15 protein-coding genes are annotated in these 18,231 nt (G+C 65.8%); 12 read left to right on the forward strand and 3 right to left on the reverse strand.

Translation table 11 applies throughout. The annotated features are described in order from the left end of the window. Positions 1-16: 16 nt before the first annotated feature. From atpA to AC3WMR_RS25355, 9 genes are all read left to right on the forward strand, one after another. Entirely contained in the window at positions 17-1,558 is a 1,542-nt protein-coding gene (gene atpA, locus AC3WMR_RS25315; protein ID WP_492265866.1) for a F0F1 ATP synthase subunit alpha, read from the forward strand. Between the two features lie 98 nt (positions 1,559-1,656). After that, positions 1,657-2,562 (forward strand): F0F1 ATP synthase subunit gamma, encoded by a 906-nt coding sequence (gene atpG, locus AC3WMR_RS25320; RefSeq protein WP_025139743.1) that lies wholly within the window; start codon positions 1,657-1,659, stop codon positions 2,560-2,562. Positions 2,563-2,604: 42 nt separating this feature from the next. Beyond that, entirely contained in the window at positions 2,605-4,008 is a 1,404-nt protein-coding gene (gene atpD / locus AC3WMR_RS25325) for a F0F1 ATP synthase subunit beta (RefSeq protein WP_492265865.1), read from the forward strand. Positions 4,009-4,017: 9 nt separating this feature from the next. Beyond that, on the forward strand, positions 4,018-4,443 hold the full coding sequence (locus AC3WMR_RS25330; protein ID WP_006392535.1) for a F0F1 ATP synthase subunit epsilon: 426 nt from the start codon (positions 4,018-4,020) through the stop codon (positions 4,441-4,443). 186 nt (positions 4,444-4,629) lie between these two features. Beyond that, positions 4,630-5,457, forward strand: a complete 828-nt coding sequence (locus AC3WMR_RS25335) for a response regulator (protein WP_492265864.1) — start codon at positions 4,630-4,632, stop codon at positions 5,455-5,457. Positions 5,458-5,652: 195 nt separating this feature from the next. After that, positions 5,653-6,726, forward strand: a complete 1,074-nt coding sequence (gene hemE, locus AC3WMR_RS25340; protein ID WP_492265863.1) for a uroporphyrinogen decarboxylase — start codon at positions 5,653-5,655, stop codon at positions 6,724-6,726. A gap of 294 nt (positions 6,727-7,020) precedes the next feature. Further along, entirely contained in the window at positions 7,021-9,123 is a 2,103-nt protein-coding gene (locus AC3WMR_RS25345) for a primosomal protein N' (protein ID WP_492265862.1), read from the forward strand. 64 nt (positions 9,124-9,187) lie between these two features. Continuing rightward, positions 9,188-11,251: a UvrD-helicase domain-containing protein gene (locus AC3WMR_RS25350; RefSeq protein WP_025139738.1), complete on the forward strand. Its 2,064-nt coding sequence runs from the start codon at positions 9,188-9,190 to the stop codon at positions 11,249-11,251. A gap of 72 nt (positions 11,252-11,323) precedes the next feature. Beyond that, positions 11,324-12,151, forward strand: coding sequence for a helix-turn-helix domain-containing protein (locus AC3WMR_RS25355; RefSeq protein WP_492265861.1), 828 nt, complete (start codon positions 11,324-11,326; stop codon positions 12,149-12,151). Positions 12,152-12,166: 15 nt separating this feature from the next. Here AC3WMR_RS25355 and AC3WMR_RS25360 read toward each other — a convergent pair whose 3' ends face one another. Continuing rightward, positions 12,167-13,225: a threonine aldolase family protein gene (locus AC3WMR_RS25360; RefSeq protein WP_492265860.1), complete on the reverse strand. Its 1,059-nt coding sequence runs from the start codon at positions 13,223-13,225 to the stop codon at positions 12,167-12,169. Positions 13,226-13,363: 138 nt separating this feature from the next. Here AC3WMR_RS25360 and AC3WMR_RS25365 point away from each other — a divergent pair, with 138 nt between their 5' ends. Further along, positions 13,364-14,263, forward strand: coding sequence for a class II glutamine amidotransferase (locus AC3WMR_RS25365; protein ID WP_492265859.1), 900 nt, complete (start codon positions 13,364-13,366; stop codon positions 14,261-14,263). Here the strand turns inward: AC3WMR_RS25365 and AC3WMR_RS25370 are convergent. Then, positions 14,230-15,066: an SDR family NAD(P)-dependent oxidoreductase gene (locus tag AC3WMR_RS25370; RefSeq protein ID WP_492265858.1), complete on the reverse strand. Its 837-nt coding sequence runs from the start codon at positions 15,064-15,066 to the stop codon at positions 14,230-14,232. The two genes, AC3WMR_RS25365 and AC3WMR_RS25370, sit on opposite strands and share 34 nt — an antisense overlap. Before the next feature lie 174 nt (positions 15,067-15,240). Here AC3WMR_RS25370 and AC3WMR_RS25375 point away from each other — a divergent pair, with 174 nt between their 5' ends. Both AC3WMR_RS25375 and AC3WMR_RS25380 read left to right on the forward strand, forming a co-directional pair. After that, positions 15,241-16,173, forward strand: a complete 933-nt coding sequence (locus AC3WMR_RS25375) for a GlxA family transcriptional regulator (RefSeq protein WP_492265857.1) — start codon at positions 15,241-15,243, stop codon at positions 16,171-16,173. Positions 16,174-16,308: 135 nt separating this feature from the next. Beyond that, positions 16,309-16,935 (forward strand): hypothetical protein, encoded by a 627-nt coding sequence (locus AC3WMR_RS25380; protein WP_492265856.1) that lies wholly within the window; start codon positions 16,309-16,311, stop codon positions 16,933-16,935. A 111-nt stretch (positions 16,936-17,046) separates the two neighbouring features. Here the strand turns inward: AC3WMR_RS25380 and dapD are convergent, their stop codons facing one another. After that, positions 17,047-18,027, reverse strand: coding sequence for a 2,3,4,5-tetrahydropyridine-2,6-dicarboxylate N-succinyltransferase (dapD, locus tag AC3WMR_RS25385; RefSeq protein WP_025139731.1), 981 nt, complete (start codon positions 18,025-18,027; stop codon positions 17,047-17,049). Positions 18,028-18,231: the final 204 nt, after the last annotated feature.

Consider the following 18,231-nt stretch of genomic DNA (forward strand, 5'->3'; position numbering starts at 1 on the left):
GATTCCAGGAGTCAATATGCAACTCAATCCCTCCGAGATCAGCGAACTGCTCAAGAGCCGCATCGAGGGCCTGGGCGCTTCGGCTGATGTCCGTACTCAGGGCACCGTCGTGTCCGTGACCGACGGTATTACCCGCATCCACGGCTTGTCCGACGTGATGCAGGGCGAAATGCTCGAATTCCCCAACAACGTTTTCGGTCTGGCGCTCAACCTCGAGCGCGATTCCGTCGGCGCCGTTATTCTCGGTGACTACACCGGCATCTCCGAAGGCGACCAGGTCAAGACGACCGGCCGCATTCTGGAAGTTCCGGTCGGTCCCGAACTGAAAGGCCGCGTGGTCAACACGCTGGGTGAGCCGATCGACGGTAAGGGCCCGGTCAATGCCAAGGCCACCGACATCATCGAAAAAGTGGCGCCTGGCGTTATCGCCCGCCGCTCGGTGTCGCAGCCGCTGCAAACCGGCGTCAAGGCTATCGACTCGATGGTTCCCATCGGCCGTGGCCAGCGCGAACTGATCATTGGCGACCGCCAGACCGGCAAGACCGCCGTGGCCGTCGACACCATCATCAGCCAGAAGGGCAAGGGCGTCACCTGCGTGTACGTCGCTATCGGCCAGAAGGCTTCCACGATCAACAACGTGGTGCGCAAGCTGGAAGAGCACGGCGCGATGGAATACACCATCGTCGTGGCCGCTTCGGCTTCCGACTCGGCCGCCATGCAGTACCTGGCTGCCTACGCCGGCTGCACGATGGGCGAATACTTCCGCGATCGCGGCGAAGACGCCCTGATCGTCTATGACGACCTGACCAAGCAAGCCTGGGCCTACCGCCAGGTGTCGCTGCTGCTGCGCCGTCCGCCGGGCCGCGAAGCCTACCCGGGCGACGTGTTCTACCTGCACTCGCGCCTGCTGGAACGCGCTGCCCGCGTGAACGAAGACTACGTCGAGAAGTTCACCAATGGCGCCGTCAAGGGCAAGACCGGCTCGCTGACCGCACTGCCGATCATCGAAACCCAAGCTGGCGACGTGTCCGCTTTCGTTCCGACCAACGTGATCTCGATCACGGACGGCCAGATCTTCCTGGAAACCGACCTGTTCAACGCCGGTGTCCGCCCCGCTATCAACGCCGGTATCTCGGTGTCGCGTGTGGGTGGCGCTGCGCAGACCAAGGTCGTCAAGAAGCTGTCCGGCGGTATCCGTACCGACCTGGCGCAGTACCGTGAACTGGCCGCCTTCGCGCAGTTCGCTTCCGACCTGGACGACGCCACCCGTCGCCAGCTGGAACGCGGCAAGCGCGTGGTCGAACTGCTCAAGCAGCCGCAATACCAGCCGCTGCAAGTGTGGGAACTGGCCGTCACGCTGTACACGGTCAACAACGGCTACCTGGATGACGTGGACGTGGCCCAAGTGCTGTCGTTCGAGAAGTCGCTGAAGGATCAACTCAAGGCCAAGCATGCGGCCCTGATCCAGCGCATCGAAGACACCAAGGAACTGTCCAAGGACGACGAGGCCGAACTGGCCACCGCCGTTCAGGAATTCAAGAAGCACGGTGCTTTTTAAGAAAGTGATGGGTTAGGCGTCTGCAACGCCTCACCCATCCTTACCGGATGGTTGAGGCGTGAGCGGAACCCATCGGCCAGTCTTCACAGGAAAGCGCAATGCCCGGAATTAAGGAAATCCGAACCAAGATCAAGAGCGTGCAAAACACGCGCAAGATCACCAAGGCGATGGAAATGGTCGCCGCATCCAAGATGCGCAAGGCGCAGGAACGGATGCGTGCTGGTCGTCCGTACGCCACCAAGGTGCGCGAGATTGCTGCGCACCTGATGCAGGCCAACCCCGAGTACAGCCACCCGTACCTGGTCGAACGCGAAATCAAGGCGGTCGGCGTGGTCATGGTGACGACCGACAAGGGTTTGTGCGGCGGCTTGAACACCAACATCACTCGCGTGACGTTGGGCAAGCTGAAAGAGTTCGAGAAAAACGGCATCGCCGTGCAAGCGACCGCTTTCGGCAACAAGGGCGTGGGTGTGTTGACCCGTATCGGCGCCAAGCTGGTGTCCCAGGAAGTGCAACTGGGCGACAAACCGCAACTGGACCGCCTGCTGGGCGCGATCAAGGTGCAGCTGGACGCCTACCTGGAAGGTCGCATCGACGCGCTGTACGTGGCTTCGACCCGCTTCGTCAACACGATGAAGCAGGAGCCGCTGTTCTTGCGCCTGCTGCCGTTGGCCAGTGGTTTGGAAGATCCGTACCAGACGGGTGCCGAGAACCTGGCGAAGACGTCGGAAGTGAAGTCGGACTACAGCTGGGATTACATCTACGAACCCGACGCCCGTAGCGTGATCGACGACCTGCTGCAGCGTTACGTTGAAGGCCTGCTGTACCAAGCCGTGGCCGAGAACATGGCTTCGGAGCAGTCGGCCCGGATGGTCGCCATGAAGGCGGCGTCGGACAACGCCAAGAAGGTCATCGGAGAGCTGCAACTGGTCTACAACAAGACCCGTCAGGCCGCGATCACCAAAGAAATTTCGGAAATCGTAGGGGGCGCTGCCGCCGTTTAAGGCAGGCAGCTCCCATCTAAAGCTATCAAGCAAGGAATCGACATGAGCAACGGAACCATCGTTCAGTGCATCGGCGCCGTGGTGGATATTCAGTTCCCCCGCGATCACATGCCCAAGATCTATGAAGCGCTTACCCTGGCCGACGACGAGTCCTCCTCGTTCGCCGAAAAGGGCCTGACGCTGGAAGTGCAGCAACAGCTGGGCGACGGCGTGGTGCGTACCATTGCGCTGGGCTCCAGCGACGGCCTGCGCCGCGGCATGAAGGTCAACGGCACGGGCGCCCCGATCTCGGTGCCGGTCGGCACCGGCACGCTGGGCCGCATCATGGACGTGCTGGGTCGTCCCATCGACGAAGCCGGCCCGATCCAGCACGAAGAAAAGCGTGGCATCCACCAATCGGCTCCCCGTTTCGACGAACTGTCGCCGTCGGTGGAACTGCTGGAAACCGGCATCAAGGTTATTGACCTGGTGTGCCCGTTCGCCAAGGGCGGCAAGGTCGGCCTGTTCGGCGGCGCCGGCGTGGGCAAGACCGTCAACATGATGGAACTGATCAACAACATCGCCAAGCAGCATAGCGGTTTGTCGGTGTTTGCCGGCGTGGGTGAACGTACCCGCGAAGGCAACGACTTCTACCACGAAATGGAAGAGTCGAACGTTCTGGACAAGGTCGCCATGGTGTTCGGTCAGATGAACGAACCCCCGGGCAACCGTCTGCGCGTGGCACTGACCGGCCTGACGATGGCCGAGAAGTTCCGCGACGAAGGCCGTGACATCCTGTTCTTCGTCGACAACATCTACCGCTACACCCTGGCCGGTACCGAAGTGTCCGCACTGCTGGGCCGTATGCCGTCGGCCGTGGGCTACCAGCCCACGCTGGCCGAAGAAATGGGCAAGCTGCAAGAGCGCATCACGTCGACCAAGACCGGCTCGATCACCTCGATCCAGGCCGTGTACGTCCCTGCGGACGACTTGACCGACCCGTCGCCTGCCACGACCTTCCAGCATTTGGACTCGACCGTCGTGCTGTCGCGTGACATCGCCTCGCTGGGTATCTACCCCGCCGTGGACCCGCTGGATTCGTCCAGCCGCCAGCTCGACCCGCAAGTCGTCGGCGAAGAGCACTATGCCGTGGCCCGTGGCGTGCAGCAGACGCTGCAGCGCTACAAGGAACTGCGCGACATCATCGCGATTCTGGGCATGGACGAACTGTCGCCGGAAGACAAGCAGGCCGTGGCCCGCGCGCGCAAGATCCAGCGCTTCCTGTCGCAGCCGTTCCACGTGGCTGAAGTGTTCACCGGCTCGCCCGGCAAGTACGTTCCGCTGGCTGAAACCATCCGTGGTTTCAAGATGATCGTGAACGGCGAGTGCGATTCCCTGCCGGAACAGGCCTTCTACATGGTCGGTTCGATCGACGAGGCCTTCGAGAAGGCCAAGAAACTGCAATAAGGAACCGATATGGCTACCCTGCATGTGGATGTCGTCAGCGCAGAGGAAGCGATCTTCTCCGGTGAGGCGAAGTTCGTGGTGCTGCCTGGCGAGGCGGGTGAGCTGGGCATCTTGCCCGGTCACACCCCGCTGATTTCGCGCATACGCCCCGGGACGGTCAAGATCGTTCGTGCCGACCAAGGCGAGGAAAACATCTTCGTCGCCGGGGGCATTCTGGAAGTGCAGCCGGGCAGCGTGACGGTCCTGGCCGACACCGCCATCCGTGCCGCGGACCTGGACGAAGCCCGTGCCCTGGAAGCGCGCAAGCGCGCCGAAGAGGCCCTGGCCAACGCCAAGGACAAGGCCGACATCGCGGTTGTCGAAGCTGAACTCGCCATGCTGGCTGCGCAAGCCATCGCGGCGCGCAAGCTGCGCCAGGGCGGCCGTTCGCACTAGGCGACAGCTGTCCGCCGGGGTTCGCCCCGGACTTGAAAAAAGCGGCCCTCGGGCCGCTTTTTTCATGCCTGTAGCGGGGGCCACGGCCTCGGCAAACCGTGAGGGATTTTGCGTTCGCTACGAATGGCGAGCGGGGTGGCCCACCCGTAGCCTTCAACTTTAGGCAAGCCGCCTGAGGAAGAAAGCGTGCGAGAAACCACGGATTGCGGGGTGTTGCTCACCCCTGGCCACGAAACCGCCATGCGCGAGTGGGTCGCGCGCGACCAGCCTCGGCTGGCGCGGGTGCGGCTGCACCTGGTGCCACTGCGAAACGCAGCGGCTTCCACGGACGACAGTCCGGACATCCACGCGCTGGCCCGGCTGGCACTAGGCCTGCGGCGGCACGACCATTGCATCCTGCCTGTCGCGCCCGCTTCGCTGGCCTGGACCCGCATGGCGTTGCAGCAGGCGGGCGATGCGCTGGTCACGCCCGTGCTGCTGTTCGTGCACGACATGACCGCACCGGCCATCGAAGACCTGCTGCAGCTGGGGGCTGCCGATTTCATGACGGCGCCGTACTGCCTGGAAAGCCTGCGGGTGCGGCTGGGGCGCCTGGCGCGGCGTGGGCCGTGGGCGCCATCCGGTCAGCTGGAAGAAACCGGGGCGGTGTATCCGGCGCCGGCGTCGGGCAGGGGCCGGCCCGGCGCCACGTTTGACACCAGGCCGTCGCCGGCCAGGCAGACGCCGCCGTCCGTGCGCCCGCTGCTGGCGCCGCAGGTGCTGCAGCAAGGCCTGGCGGGCCTGCATCACCAGGCAACCCCAGGCGTTCACGAGCCCTTCCGCCAGGCCAAGGCGCGGGTGGTGGACGGCTTTGAGTCCGACTACATCCGCCTGGCGCTGTCGCGCCACCAGGGCAATGTGGCGCGGGCGGCCCGGGCATCGAGCAAGCACCGGCGGGCGTTCTGGGCGCTGATGCGCAAGCACGGCATCGACGCCGCGCCCTACCGGCGCCGGGCCGAACGCGGCGACGTTTGACGGCCATTGTCCGGTAACCCGGCCGGCCCGCTGCGTGCAAACTGGCACAGCGCCTTCGGATGTTGCCAGGCGCCGGCGCTGGAACCCAAGCGAAAAGCGTCCGGCTTTGCGCGCCGGCAAGGCGTCAGCAGGCGGCAGTCATGCCCTGTCAGCTTGGGGCAGTAAAATCACGGCTTCCGATCATCGAGGATAGTCGTGTCCGCTGCCGTCTTGAAGAACGATGTGTTCTTGCGCTCGCTCTTGCGCGAGCCCGTGCCCTACACCCCCATCTGGCTCATGCGCCAGGCGGGTCGCTACCTGCCCGAATACCGTCAGACGCGGGCCCGGGCCGGTTCCTTCATGGGCCTGGCTCAGAACCCGGACTACGCCTCGGAAGTCACATTGCAGCCGCTCGAGCGTTTCGACCTGGACGCGGCCATCCTGTTTTCCGACATCCTGACCGTGCCGCACGCCATGGGCCTGGGCCTGGACTTCGCCGAAGGCGAAGGCCCGCGCTTTGCCCGCCCGGTGCGCACGGAAGATGACGTGGCGCGCCTGGCCGTGCCCGACATGGACAAGCTGCGCTATGTGTTCGACGCGGTGTCCACCATTCGGCGCGACCTGGACGGCAAGGTGCCGCTGATCGGCTTTGCCGGCAGCCCGTGGACGATTGCCTGCTACATGGTCGAAGGGCAGGGCAGCGACGACTACCGTCTGATCAAGACCATGCTGTATTCGCGTCCCGATCTGCTGCACCGCATCCTGGAAATCAATGCCGAGGCCACGCTGCAGTACCTGAACGCGCAGATCGCGGCAGGTGCGCAGGCCGTGATGCTGTTCGACAGCTGGGGTGGCGTGCTGGCCGACGGCCTGTTCCAGCAGTTTTCGCTGGCCTATACCCGCAAGGTCGTGGCGGGCCTGACCCGCGAACACGAAGGGCGCCGCGTGCCGGCCATTGTCTTCACCAAGGGCGGGGGCCAGTGGCTGGAAGCCATCGCCGCTTGCGGCTGCGATGCCGTGGGCCTGGACTGGACCGTGGACCTGTCCGCGGCGCGCCGCCGTACCGGCGATTCGGTCGCCTTCCAGGGCAACCTGGATCCCATGGCGCTGTTTGGCGGCGGCCCCGCCATTCGCACCGAGGCGCGCCGGGTGCTGGACGCGTTCGGGCCGGTAGGCAAGGGCGGCCATGTGTTCAACTTGGGCCATGGCATTTCGCGCTTCACCCCGCCCGAAGCGGTAGCCGAATTGGTCGACGAAGTCCACCAACACAGCCGTTCGCTCAGAGGGTAAGTGAGTGAACGCTTCGGCCCGCAGGGCCGAACTTGGAGGCCCCCGGCGGATACTTGTGCACAGCAAGATCACGCCTGGGGAAAACCCTCTAGAAGCTTGTTTACAATCTTGGAAGTCTGCATAAGTTATTGTTTTTGTTGAAATAAAATAGGTTTTCAACAGATTTGCAAGACTTGATGCAATCTTGCCTTATTCCAATTTCTAACGTTGCTCCAGCCTTTTCCCCAAAGTTATCCACAGGTAGGGATCGGAGCCGTTTCGGGTCCGCCCAGTCCATGTTCCGTTCCGTAGCCCATGTCTGAAGTCTTCGCGCTGGTCGAATCCACGCCGGTCGAGCCGGCGGCGACCTGCTGGGTGCGCGTCGCGCTGGACGTGCCGCTGCCCGGTCCGTTCGACTATCGCCACACTGTCCCCATTACGGCGGGCCTGCGGGTGATCGTGCCGTTCGGCCGGCGCAAGCTGATCGGTGTAGTGGTGGACAATCCGGCCGAGCCGTCATTCGAGCCCAAGCAGATCAAGCCCATCGAAGTGGTGCTGGATGACCTGCCGCCGTTTGACGACGGCTGGCTGCGCCTGGCCCGGTTTGCCGCCGAATACTACCAACGGCCCCTGGGCGAGGTGATGCTGCCCACGCTGCCGCCGCCGCTGCGCAAGCCCACCGCGTATCAGGGCAAGCGGTCGGCAGGCGGCCCGGTGGCTCGTTTGGACGCGCGCAAGCGCAAGACGGCGCGCGCCGCCGCCACGGCCGACCAGCCGCCCGACCTGAACGACGCGCAGCAGACCGCGGTGGATACCATTGCCGGGCTGACGCGTTTCAAGCCGGTGCTGCTGTACGGCGTGACCGGCAGCGGCAAGACCGAGGTCTACCTGCGCGCCGCTGAGAAGGTGCTGGCGGCCGGCCGCCAGGTGCTGCTGATGGTGCCGGAAATCAACCTGACGCCGCAGCTTGAAGGCGCGCTGCGGGCCCGGCTGGAAAGCCTGGTGGGCCCGGACGGCCTGGCGGTGATGCATAGCGGCTTGTCCGATGGCGAACGCCTGCTGGCGTGGTCGCGGGCGCAACGCGGCCAGGCGCGGATGCTGCTGGGCACGCGAATGTCGATCTTCGCGCCCATGAGCGAGCTGGGCCTGATCGTGGTCGACGAAGAGCACGATGCGTCCTACAAGCAGCAGGATGGCCTGCGCTATTCCGCGCGCGACCTGGCGGTGTGGCGCGCGCACGACCTGGATATCCCGGTGGTGCTGGGGTCGGCCACGCCGTCGCTGGAAACCTGGCAGCACGCCGAACGCGGGCGCTACCTGCGGCTGGCCTTGCCGGGCCGCGCGCGGTCCAGCACCTTGCCGTCGATGAAGCTGGTGGATACCCGCCGCTTGCAGATGAAGCATGGGATGTCGCCGCAATTGCTCGAGGCCATCGGCGAACGCCTGGCCAACAAAGAACAGTCGCTCATCTTCCTGAACCGGCGCGGCTTTGCCCCGGTGCTGCATTGCCAGTCTTGCGGCTGGGTCAGCAACTGCCCGCGCTGCACGGCCTTTACCGTGCTGCACCGCGCCGGGCGCGGCCACCGCCTGCAATGCCATCATTGCGGCTACCAGGCGCCAGTGCCGCATGCCTGCCCAGAATGCGGCGACCAGGATCTGGCGCCCATGGGACGCGGCACCCAACGCGTGGAAGAACACCTGGCCGAGCTGTTTCCCGAAGCGCGCATCCTGCGCATCGATGCCGACAGCACGCGCAAGAAGGGCAGTGCCGAGGCCCTGTTCGCGTCGGTGCATGCCGGCGAGGTCGACATCCTGGTGGGCACCCAGATGGTAGCCAAGGGCCACGATTTCGCGCGGCTGGGGCTGGTGGGGGTATTGAACCCGGACTCTGCCCTGTTCGCACATGATTTCCGCGCGCCCGAACGCCTGTTCGCCCAGTTGATGCAGGTGGCGGGGCGGGCCGGGCGGCACCAGGGCAACGGCCAGGTCATCATCCAGACCGGTTACCCCGAGCAGCCCGTGTACCAGGCCCTGCTGCGCCACGATTATGCGGGCTTTGCCCGGCATGCGCTGCACGAGCGCGAGAGCACCGGCCTGCCGCCGTTTGCCTACCAGGCGCTGCTGACGGCCGAGGCGCGCGAGCTGGCGGTGGCGCAGGCTTTCCTGCAACAGGCGCGGGCCTTGCCCGAGGGCGAATGGGCCGCCGATTTTCCGGGGCTGGACGCCATCATGCTGTACGACCCGGTGCCGCTGCGGGTGGTGCGGGTGGCCAACGTCGAGCGCGCGCAATTGCTGGTCGAAAGCACCAGCCGTCCGGCGTTGCAGGCGTTCCTGGCATCGTGGTCGCACCATCTGCCCTATCTGGCCAACGAGGCCCGCGTGCGCTGGCAACTGGAGGTTGATCCGCTGGAAATCTGACGGCGGCGGCCTCGGCGCCGCCACCCTGATTGCTCTATGATCGTTCTCCCTTCTTCGAGTCACCATGTCCGCAAGCGAACCCATTGGCCACGGCCTGAACCCCGCGCAGAAAGAAGCGGTGCTGTACCTGGACGGCCCCTGCCTGGTGCTGGCCGGCGCCGGCAGCGGCAAGACGCGCGTGATCACCCAGAAGATCGCCTACCTGCTGCGCGAATGCGGTTACATGGGCCGCAACGTGGTGGCGCTGACCTTCACCAACAAGGCCGCGCGCGAGATGGACGAGCGCGTCAAGACGCTGGTCGACCGCAAGCTGGGCAAGGGCCTGACCATCAGCACCTTTCACTCGCTGGGCGTGAAGATGCTGCGCGAAGAGGCCCGCAATGCCGGCCTGAAACCCACGTTTTCCATCCTGGATGCCGATGACGCCATGGCGATCATCCAGGAACTGCTGGCCACCACCGACAAGGGCCGGCTGCGCCACGTGCAGGGCATCATCTCGCTGTGGAAGAACGCGCTGATGGAGCCGGACGATGCCGCGCGCGAAGCCATCACGCCGGGCGACGTCGAGGCCGCCAATGTGTATCGCAGCTACGCCGCGACGCTGGCCGCCTACCAGGCAGTGGACTTCGACGACCTGATCCGCATTCCGGCGATGCTGCTGGCCAACAACGAAGAAGTGCGCACCCGCTGGCAGAACCGCGTGCGCTATCTGCTGGTGGACGAATACCAGGACACCAACGTGTGCCAGTACCGCCTGGTGCAACTGCTGACCGGCCCGCGCGCCATGTTCACGGCGGTGGGCGACGACGACCAGGCCATCTATGCCTGGCGCGGCGCCACCATCGAGAACCTGGCCAAGCTCACGACCGACTACCCGAACCTCAAGCTCATCAAGCTGGAACAGAACTACCGGTCGGTGCAGCGCATCCTGGCAGCGGCCAACCAGGTGATCGAAAAGAATCCCAAGCTGTTCGACAAGAAGCTGTGGTCGGACCTGGGCGTGGGCGAGCCGATCCTGGTGTCGCCGATGGACGGCGAAGAGCAGGAAGCCGAGTCCATCGCCATGAAGATCTCGGCCTCGCGCTTCGAGCGCCAGGCCCAGTGGAAGGACTTCGCTATCCTGTATCGCGGCAACCACCAGTCGCGCATCCTGGAGCAGGCGCTGCGCAACCTGAAGATTCCGTACACGATTTCGGGTGGGCAGAGCTTCTTCGACAAGGCCGAAGTGCGCGACGTGCTGTCGTACCTGCGCCTGCTGGCCAACGACGACGACGACCCGGCCTTCATCCGGGCCGCCACCACGCCCAAGCGCGGCATCGGCCAGGCCACGCTGCAGACACTGGGCCAGTACGCCGCCAGCCGCGAGCTCTCGATGTTGGCGGCAGTGGAAGAGACCGGCCTGGAAAGCCAGCTGGCCCCGCGTCAGCTGGAACCCCTGCGCACCTTTACCGAATTCATCCGCCGCATGCAGTGGCGCGCCGGCCGCGGTGCCACGTCGGGCAAGGACGCCGCACCGGCCGAACCGGCTGGCGTCATCCTGGACGACCTGGTGCAGGCGATCCAGTATGAACGCCACCTGTTCGAACTGTTCGACGAACGGCCCGCGCAGACGCGTTGGCAGAACGTGTTGGAACTGACCGGCTGGCTCAAGCGCAAGGCCGAAGAAGACAACATGTCGCTGTTCGACCTGGTGCAGCACGTGGCGCTGGTCACCATGCTGGAACGCGGCGAAGAAGAAGAGCCGGACGCGGTCAAGATGTCGACCCTGCACGCGTCCAAGGGGCTGGAGTATCCGCACGTGTACCTGGCTGGCGTCGAGGAAGGCCTGCTGCCCCACCTGGGCAAGGACGACGAAGACGGCGATCCGGCACGCGCCGCCGAGAACCTGGCCACCCGCATCCAGGAAGAACGCCGCCTGATGTACGTGGGCATCACGCGGGCGCAGCGCAGCCTGAACCTCAGTTGGTGCAAGCGTCGCCGCCGGGCGCGCGAAGACGTGGTGCGCGAGCCGTCGCGCTTCATCGAGGAAATGGGGCTGGATGATCCGACCGTGCAGGAAGACGAAACCACGGCCGCCATGAATCCCAAAGAGCGCATGGCCATGCTCAAGGCGTTGCTCAAGAAGTAGCGCCGCAATAAATTACATGACGGAGGGCGGTTCCAGGGGCTATACCTGCCGCTTTGCACCATGGCGCTATCCATGAAGGACGACGTTCGATATCAACCGGTGGCGGGCACGCCGGGCCTGGTGCTGGGCGTGGCGCGCCTGTCCGAATTCCAGTTCGACCGGCATTACCACATGGATTACCACATCGGCCTGGTGACCCAGGGCGTCCAGCGCCAGACCTTCGGCGGCCAGAGCATCCTGCTGGGGCCGGGCGCGGTGGCGCTGATGCCGCCGGGCGAGATTCATGACGGCACCGGCGTGGACGACTACGGCCACAGCTATACGCTGAAGACCTTCCGCATCGCGCCGGACCTGATGCGCGGTTTCATCGCCGAGGTTTCGGGGGCGGGGCCTGACGAGCGCTTCATGGGCACGCTGGTCGAAGATGCGCGGCTGGCGGCCCGCTTCATGGCATTGCACGCCTCGTGGATGGATGGCGCCGCCGCCGGCCCGCTGGCGCATGAATCCGTATCGTTGGCGCTGATGGGCGCCTTGTTCGCCCGCACCGGCGCCGTGGCGCCGCAGGATATCCGCGGCGGCCTGTCGGCCGTGCATACGCGCCGGGTGCTGGACTACTGCCAGGCCCACCTGGCCGACAAGATCAGCCTGCAAGACCTGGCGCGGCTGTGCGGCCTGAGCCGCTACCAGTTCCTGCGGCGTTTCGCGCTATCGGTCGGCCTGACCCCGCATGCCTGGCTGACGCGGCTGCGCCTGGAGCGGGCCTGCGCGGTGCTGGCGCGCGCGCAGGCGTCGATCGCGCAGGTCGCGGCCGACGTGGGCTTCTACGATCAAAGCCACTTCAACCGCGCGTTTCGCTCGGCCTACGGCGTGGCGCCGTCGGCGTTTCGGCGCGCAGCGTAGCCTCGATACGAAGCCCTACCGGCACTGTTCGCGCAGCGCCGCCAGGAAATGGTCCACGTCCTGCTCACGCGTGGCGAACGAGGTGACCAGGCGCACCACGCCGGGGCCCCAGCGATCGTGATAGAAGCGAAAGCCCTGGGCGAGCAGGCCTTCGATGGCCGCGGCCGGCAGGCGGCAGAACAGAATGTTGGCCTGTACCGGCCCTTGCGTTTCCACGCCCGGCAGGTCGGCCATGCCGGCGGCCAGGCGGGCCGCCATGGCGTTGGCCTGGCGCGCGTTGCGCAGCCACAGGCCGTCGTCCAGATAGGCTTCCATCTGGGCCGACAGCAGGCGCATCTTGGAGAACAGGTGACCGCCGCGCTTGCGCCGGTAGGCCAGTTCGGTGGCCAGGCCCGGCTCGAACAGCACGATGGCTTCCGCGCCCAGCACGCCGTTCTTGGTGGCGCCGAACGACAGCGCCTTGACGCCCGCCTTCCAGGTCATCTCGGCGGGGGTGCAGCCCAGGCTGACCAGCGCGTTGGCAAAGCGTGCGCCGTCCATGTGCAGCGGCAGGCCGGCGCCCTGGCAGATCTCGCTGATCGCGGCGATTTCAGCCAGCGTGTAGATGCTGCCGGTTTCAGTCGCCTGAGTGATGCTGACGCAGGCAGGCTGCATGGAATGCACGTCGCCGACCTTGCGGCGCACTTCGACGGCAAGTTGCGCCGGGTCGATCTTGGCGGCGTCGCCGTCCAGCAACGTCAGGCGGGCGCCGCTGGTGTAGAACTGCGGCGCGCCGCATTCGTCGTTGGCGATATGGCTTTGCGCGTGGCAAAGCACGCTGCCCCACGGCGGCGTCAGCACGGACAGCGCCAGCGAATTGGCCGCGGTGCCGGTCGGCACCAGCAGCACGTCGACCTCGTGTTCGAAAATCTCGGCCAATTGCCGCGCCACGCGCTGGCTGGCGTCGTCGGCGCCATAGGGTTGGGCCTGTCCCTCATTGGCGCGCAGCAGCGCCTCCAGGACTTGTGGGCTGGCGCCGGCGATGTTGTCGCTGGAAAAACCCAGCTGTGGGGAAAACGGGGGGGAAGTGTCCAAGGCAAGGCTCTCTGGCGGATAGGGCGAATGCCCACTATGCCAACCCGGCGGCAGGCGGGCTTGTAGAAAATTGCACGCCGCTTACACTGGGACGTATCGCCAAGGCCCTGCGCCGGGCCTGTCTTGAAGGAGCGCATCATGTGCCGCTGGCTCGCTTACACCGGTAGTCCCCTGCAAATGGAGAGCGTGCTGTTCAAGGCCAAGCACTCTCTGATCGACCAGAGCCTGCACGCACGCATGAGTGTCACCACCACCAATGGCGACGGCTTCGGCCTGGGCTGGTACAGCCCGCCGCGAGGCGGCCGGCACCCGAATGGCCAGCCCGCGGATGGCCAACCCCAGGCAAGCCCGCCCCAAGAGCCGCCATTCCGCTACCGCAGCGTGCATCCGGCCTGGAACGACCGCAACCTGCGCGAAGCGGCGCGCGCCATCCATGCGCCGCTGTTCGTGGCACACATCCGTGCCGCTACTGACACGCCGGCCCAGGAAACCAACTGCCACCCGTTTCGCCACGGCAACTGGCTGTTCGTGCATAACGGCGTTATCCGCGACTATCCGCTGCTTCGGCGCGACCTGATGCTGATGATCGCGCCGAGCTATTTCGGGTCACTGGAAGGGTCGACCGATTCCGAGGTGATGTTCCTGCTGGCGCTGACGTTCGGCCTGGAAGAAGACGCGCTGCCCGCGCTGGCGCGCATGGTCGGCGCGGTCGAAGAGACCGGCCGGCGTCATGGCGTGGCGCAGCCCATCAACATGACGGTCTGCGCGCTGGACGGTGAACGGCTGATCGCGGTGCGCTATTCCAGCGAACGCGAATCGCGCACGCTGTTTCACAACACCTGCGTGCACCACCTGCGCCAGCTGTACCCCGACGATCCGCAGATCGCGGCGCTGGACGACAACGCCTTCCTGCTGCTGTCCGAGCCGTTGACCGAGATGCCGGGGGCCTGGGAAGAAGTGCCCGAGGCCACCGCCATCATCGCGGCGCACGGCCGGGTGGAGCATTACCCGTTCGTGCCGGTGGCGCCGGGCGCCTGAACGCCGTAGCGGGCCGCGGGCGCATTGCGAGACAGTTCCGGGCCCAGCGCCTGGCGCGCGTCTTCCAGGCGCTGCCACAGGGCCGCTTCGCCCAATGCGGGAATGGTCACGAATTCGCCCTGGTCCAGGCCGGCCAGCGCGGCCTGCACCATGTCATCGGCGGTCATCACGATGGCGGCGGGCAATTCGCTGGCCGGTTTCCCCGCCAGGTCCCAGAAGTCGGTGCCCGTGGCGCCCGGCAGCACGGCCTGGATGCGCACGCCCTTGTCGGCCAGCTCGTGGCGCAGCGATTGCGAGTACGCCAGCACATACGCCTTGCTGGCGCCGTAGACGCCATTGAGCAGTTCCGGATGCAGCGCCACGACCGACGCAATGTTGATCAGCGTGCCATTGCCACGCGCGACGAATCCCGGCACCGCCGCCATGGTCAGGCGTGTCAGCGCACTGACGTTCAGGTCGATCATCGCCTGCATCTGTTCGGGGTCCGATTGCAGCAGCGGCGCCACCGAGCCGATCCCGGCGTTGTTCACCAGCACGGTCAGCGACTCGTCTTCACGCAGCTCACGCGCCACCCGGGCCAGGCCGTCGGCATCGGCCAGGTCGGCCGGCAGCACGCGTACGTCGCGGCCGGTTTCGGTGCGCAGGCGCGCCGCCAATGCTTCCAGCCGGGCGGCGTTGCGCGCCACCAGCGTCAGGTCATGGCCGCGGCGGGCCAGGTGATGCGCGTAGCGTGCGCCGATACCGGTCGAGGCGCCGGTGACCAGGGCGCGGCCGGGGGTGTGATTCAGGGGGGTATTGCTCATGCTGGCTCCTAGGGGAAGGCGGTGGATGCCGCCGGTACCCATGCAGAGTAGAATTGGCAGGAAATATCCTCAATGACATAGAAACGTCTTTTTAGGACATCCGACGAAATCGGTCGGATCAGGACGCGAACCCCGGCCTGAGCCAGGCCTTTTCTTCTGTTGGCGCGCCTCTTCATGAAAACGATCGCGATCGTGCTGCACCCCGGTTTCCAGGTCCTGAGCCTGGCCGCCAGTTCCGTCTTCGAAACAGTCAACATGCACCTGGGGTCCGTGCAGTACCGGGTGACGCTGGTATCCGAGCACGGCGGTCCGGTGCCCAGTTCACAGGGCTTTTCGGTGGATTCCACCAAGCTGGGCCGCCGCACGTTCGATACGCTGATCGTGGCCGGCGACAACACCGGCGCGGGGGCGTCCGAAGGCCTGCTGCGCGCCTTGCAGGCCGCCAGCAAGCGCGTGCGCCGCTGCGCCGCCATGTGCACCGGCGCTTTCGTCCTGGCGCAGGCCGGCCTGCTGCAAGGGCGCCGCGTCACCACGCACTGGCATTTCGCGCGACGCTTGCAGCGCGAGTACCCCGGCGTGCAGGTGGACGAAGACCGCATCTATGTGGCCGACGGTCCGATCTGGACATCGGCGGGCATGAGCGCGGGCGTGGATATGGCGCTGGCCATGGTGGAAGCCGATCTGGGCGCGGATGTGGCTCGCATGGTGGCGCGCAAGCTGGTGCTGACGCAGCGCCGCGCGGGCGGCCAGTCGCAGTATTCCGCGTTGCTGGAACTGGATGCCAAGTCCGACCGGGTGCAGACGGCGCTGGCTTACGCCCGCGCCAACCTGAAGGCCGAACTGTCGGTCGACGAACTGGCCCGCGCCGCGCACCTGAGCCCGCGCCAATTCAGCCGCGTCTTCCGCCTGGAAACCGGCCAATCGCCCGCCAAGGCGGTGGAACACCTGCGGCTGGAGGCCGCGCAGGGCATGATGCAGTCCGGCCGCCATCCGGCCGAGGTGGTTGCGCGCGAAACGGGCTTTGGCGACCGCGACCGAATGCGCAAGGCCTTCCTGCGCGCATTCGGCCAATCGCCGCAGGCGATGCAACGGCTGATACGCGCCTGACCCCGTTATTGCCGCATCGGGCCGCTAAAACGGGGTCATCAAGCACGCTTTGCCGATATGGGGGAGAATGCGTATCGCATGACTTTGCGACGTTCCTGGGCCGCGAAAGCACCCTGATTCCAATAAGGAAGTTGCATGACTGATGACAGAACCCCGCAGGCTCCTGATGCATTGGCGGTGTTTGTAGACACGGGGAGCACCCCGGATTGCTTTGAATTGCACGAGCGCGGCATCGTCCGCCAGCAAGACGGCGAACGCTACTACACCGCCTTCGCCGACATCTCCGACCTGTACTTGTCTGCCCCTGGCCCGCAAGCCGGCCCCGACGGCATCGACCGCTTTGCCTACCGCAGCCGCGCCGAACCCGGCTGGACCCTGGTACCCGGCGACATTGCCGAATTCCCCCGCTTCATGGATGCCTTCCGCTCGCGCCTGGTCGACCAGCGCCTGCCGGTGCTCGAAGCGCGCCTGGCCGACGGCGCGAAGGTGGCGTTCCGCACGCTGGATGGCGGCGATTTCCCCGACCTGACCACGCGCGAACTGGCCCTGTCGGCTGAAGGCCTGCACATCGGCGCCGATACCTGGCCCTACGAATCGCTGCAACGCATCGACCTGAACGACTGGACGGAAACGGTCAGCCTGCGCACCGACGACGGCGCCACGGTGTTCTCGTGCCCCGCGGCGCGCATCCTCAGTTCGGACCTGTTCGTGAACCTGGTCTACGACCGCCTGGGTGAAACGGCGCAAGCGGCATCGGCCTGACGGCCTGGCCGCCTCTGGCGTCACACGCCAGGCGCATGGCGCAAGCCCCGAAGCATCAAGGGCCGCGAAAGCGGCCCTTGTGTCGTGGGGGTGCGGTGTTCGCCGCGCGGCTCAATGGCCCGTATGCAGGGCCGGGTTGAGCGTGCCCCATGCCGCAGTGCGCACCAGTGTTTCGACCGCGCCGGTCTGCGAGTTGCGGCGGAACAGCAGTCCATGCTGGCCGGCCAGTTCGACGGCCTTGACCACGGCCCCTTCGGGCGTCAGTACGCGCGTGCCGGCGGTGACATAGCAACCCGCTTCGACGACGCAGTCATCGCCCAACGAGATGCCGATGCCCGAGTTGGCGCCGAGCAGGCAGCGCTTGCCGATGGCAACAACCTGTTTGCCGCCACCAGACATAGTGCCCATGATGGACGCACCGCCGCCGACGTCGGTGCCATCATCGACGATGACGCCAGCACTGATGCGGCCTTCGACCATGGAAGCTCCCAGGGTGCCAGCATTGAAGTTGCAGAACCCTTCGTGCAGCACGGTGGTGCCCGCGGCCAGATGCGCACCGAGCCGCACGCGCGCGGTATCGGCAATGCGCACACCGGCCGGCACGACGTAGTCGGTCATGCGCGGAATCTTGTCGACGCCGCGAATCTCCAGTACTTGCCCGGTGGCGCGCAGTTGCCAACGCAGGGCGTCGACCTGATCGACGGCGCAAGGCCCGACCGACGTCCAGGCGACATTGGCCAACACATTGAACAAACCATCCAGATTGGCGCCGTGCGGCCGAATGAGCCGATGACTGAGCAGATGCAGGCGCAGATAGGCATCATGGGCATCGGCGGGCGGCGCATCGAGCGAAGCGATGGCGGTGCGCACGGCAACGATGTCCACTTTACGACGCGTATCGCGGCCAAGAGACGTCGGCACATGTTCGCCAAGGGCGGCGCGCGCTTCTTCAGGCGTCAGGTGGCGAGTGCCGCCGGCAGGCGAGTTGTCGGCCAGGGAAGGGCGCGGATACCAAGTATCAAGAACGGTGCCGTCGGCGGCAATAGTGGCTAGGCCGTAGGCGATGGCGCTGGTTTGAGTGGCTTGGGACATGGTTCTTGCTGAGTTCTGTTGTGGTTCTTTTTTGGGGGTTCTCTGGGGGAATATTCTAGGCCAGGTTGTTGGTGTTCGTATCTTGCGTGTGGGTGTTCTTCGTAGGTTGGGTCTCGTTTTGGTGGCTTGCGTTGGTCAGTTCTTCGTAGGTCGCCCCTTGCGGCGGCGGCATGCGGAGTGGGCGCCCACGATTGCGGTCCGGAG

This window comes from Achromobacter sp. FW305-C-28, from assembly GCF_058783235.1.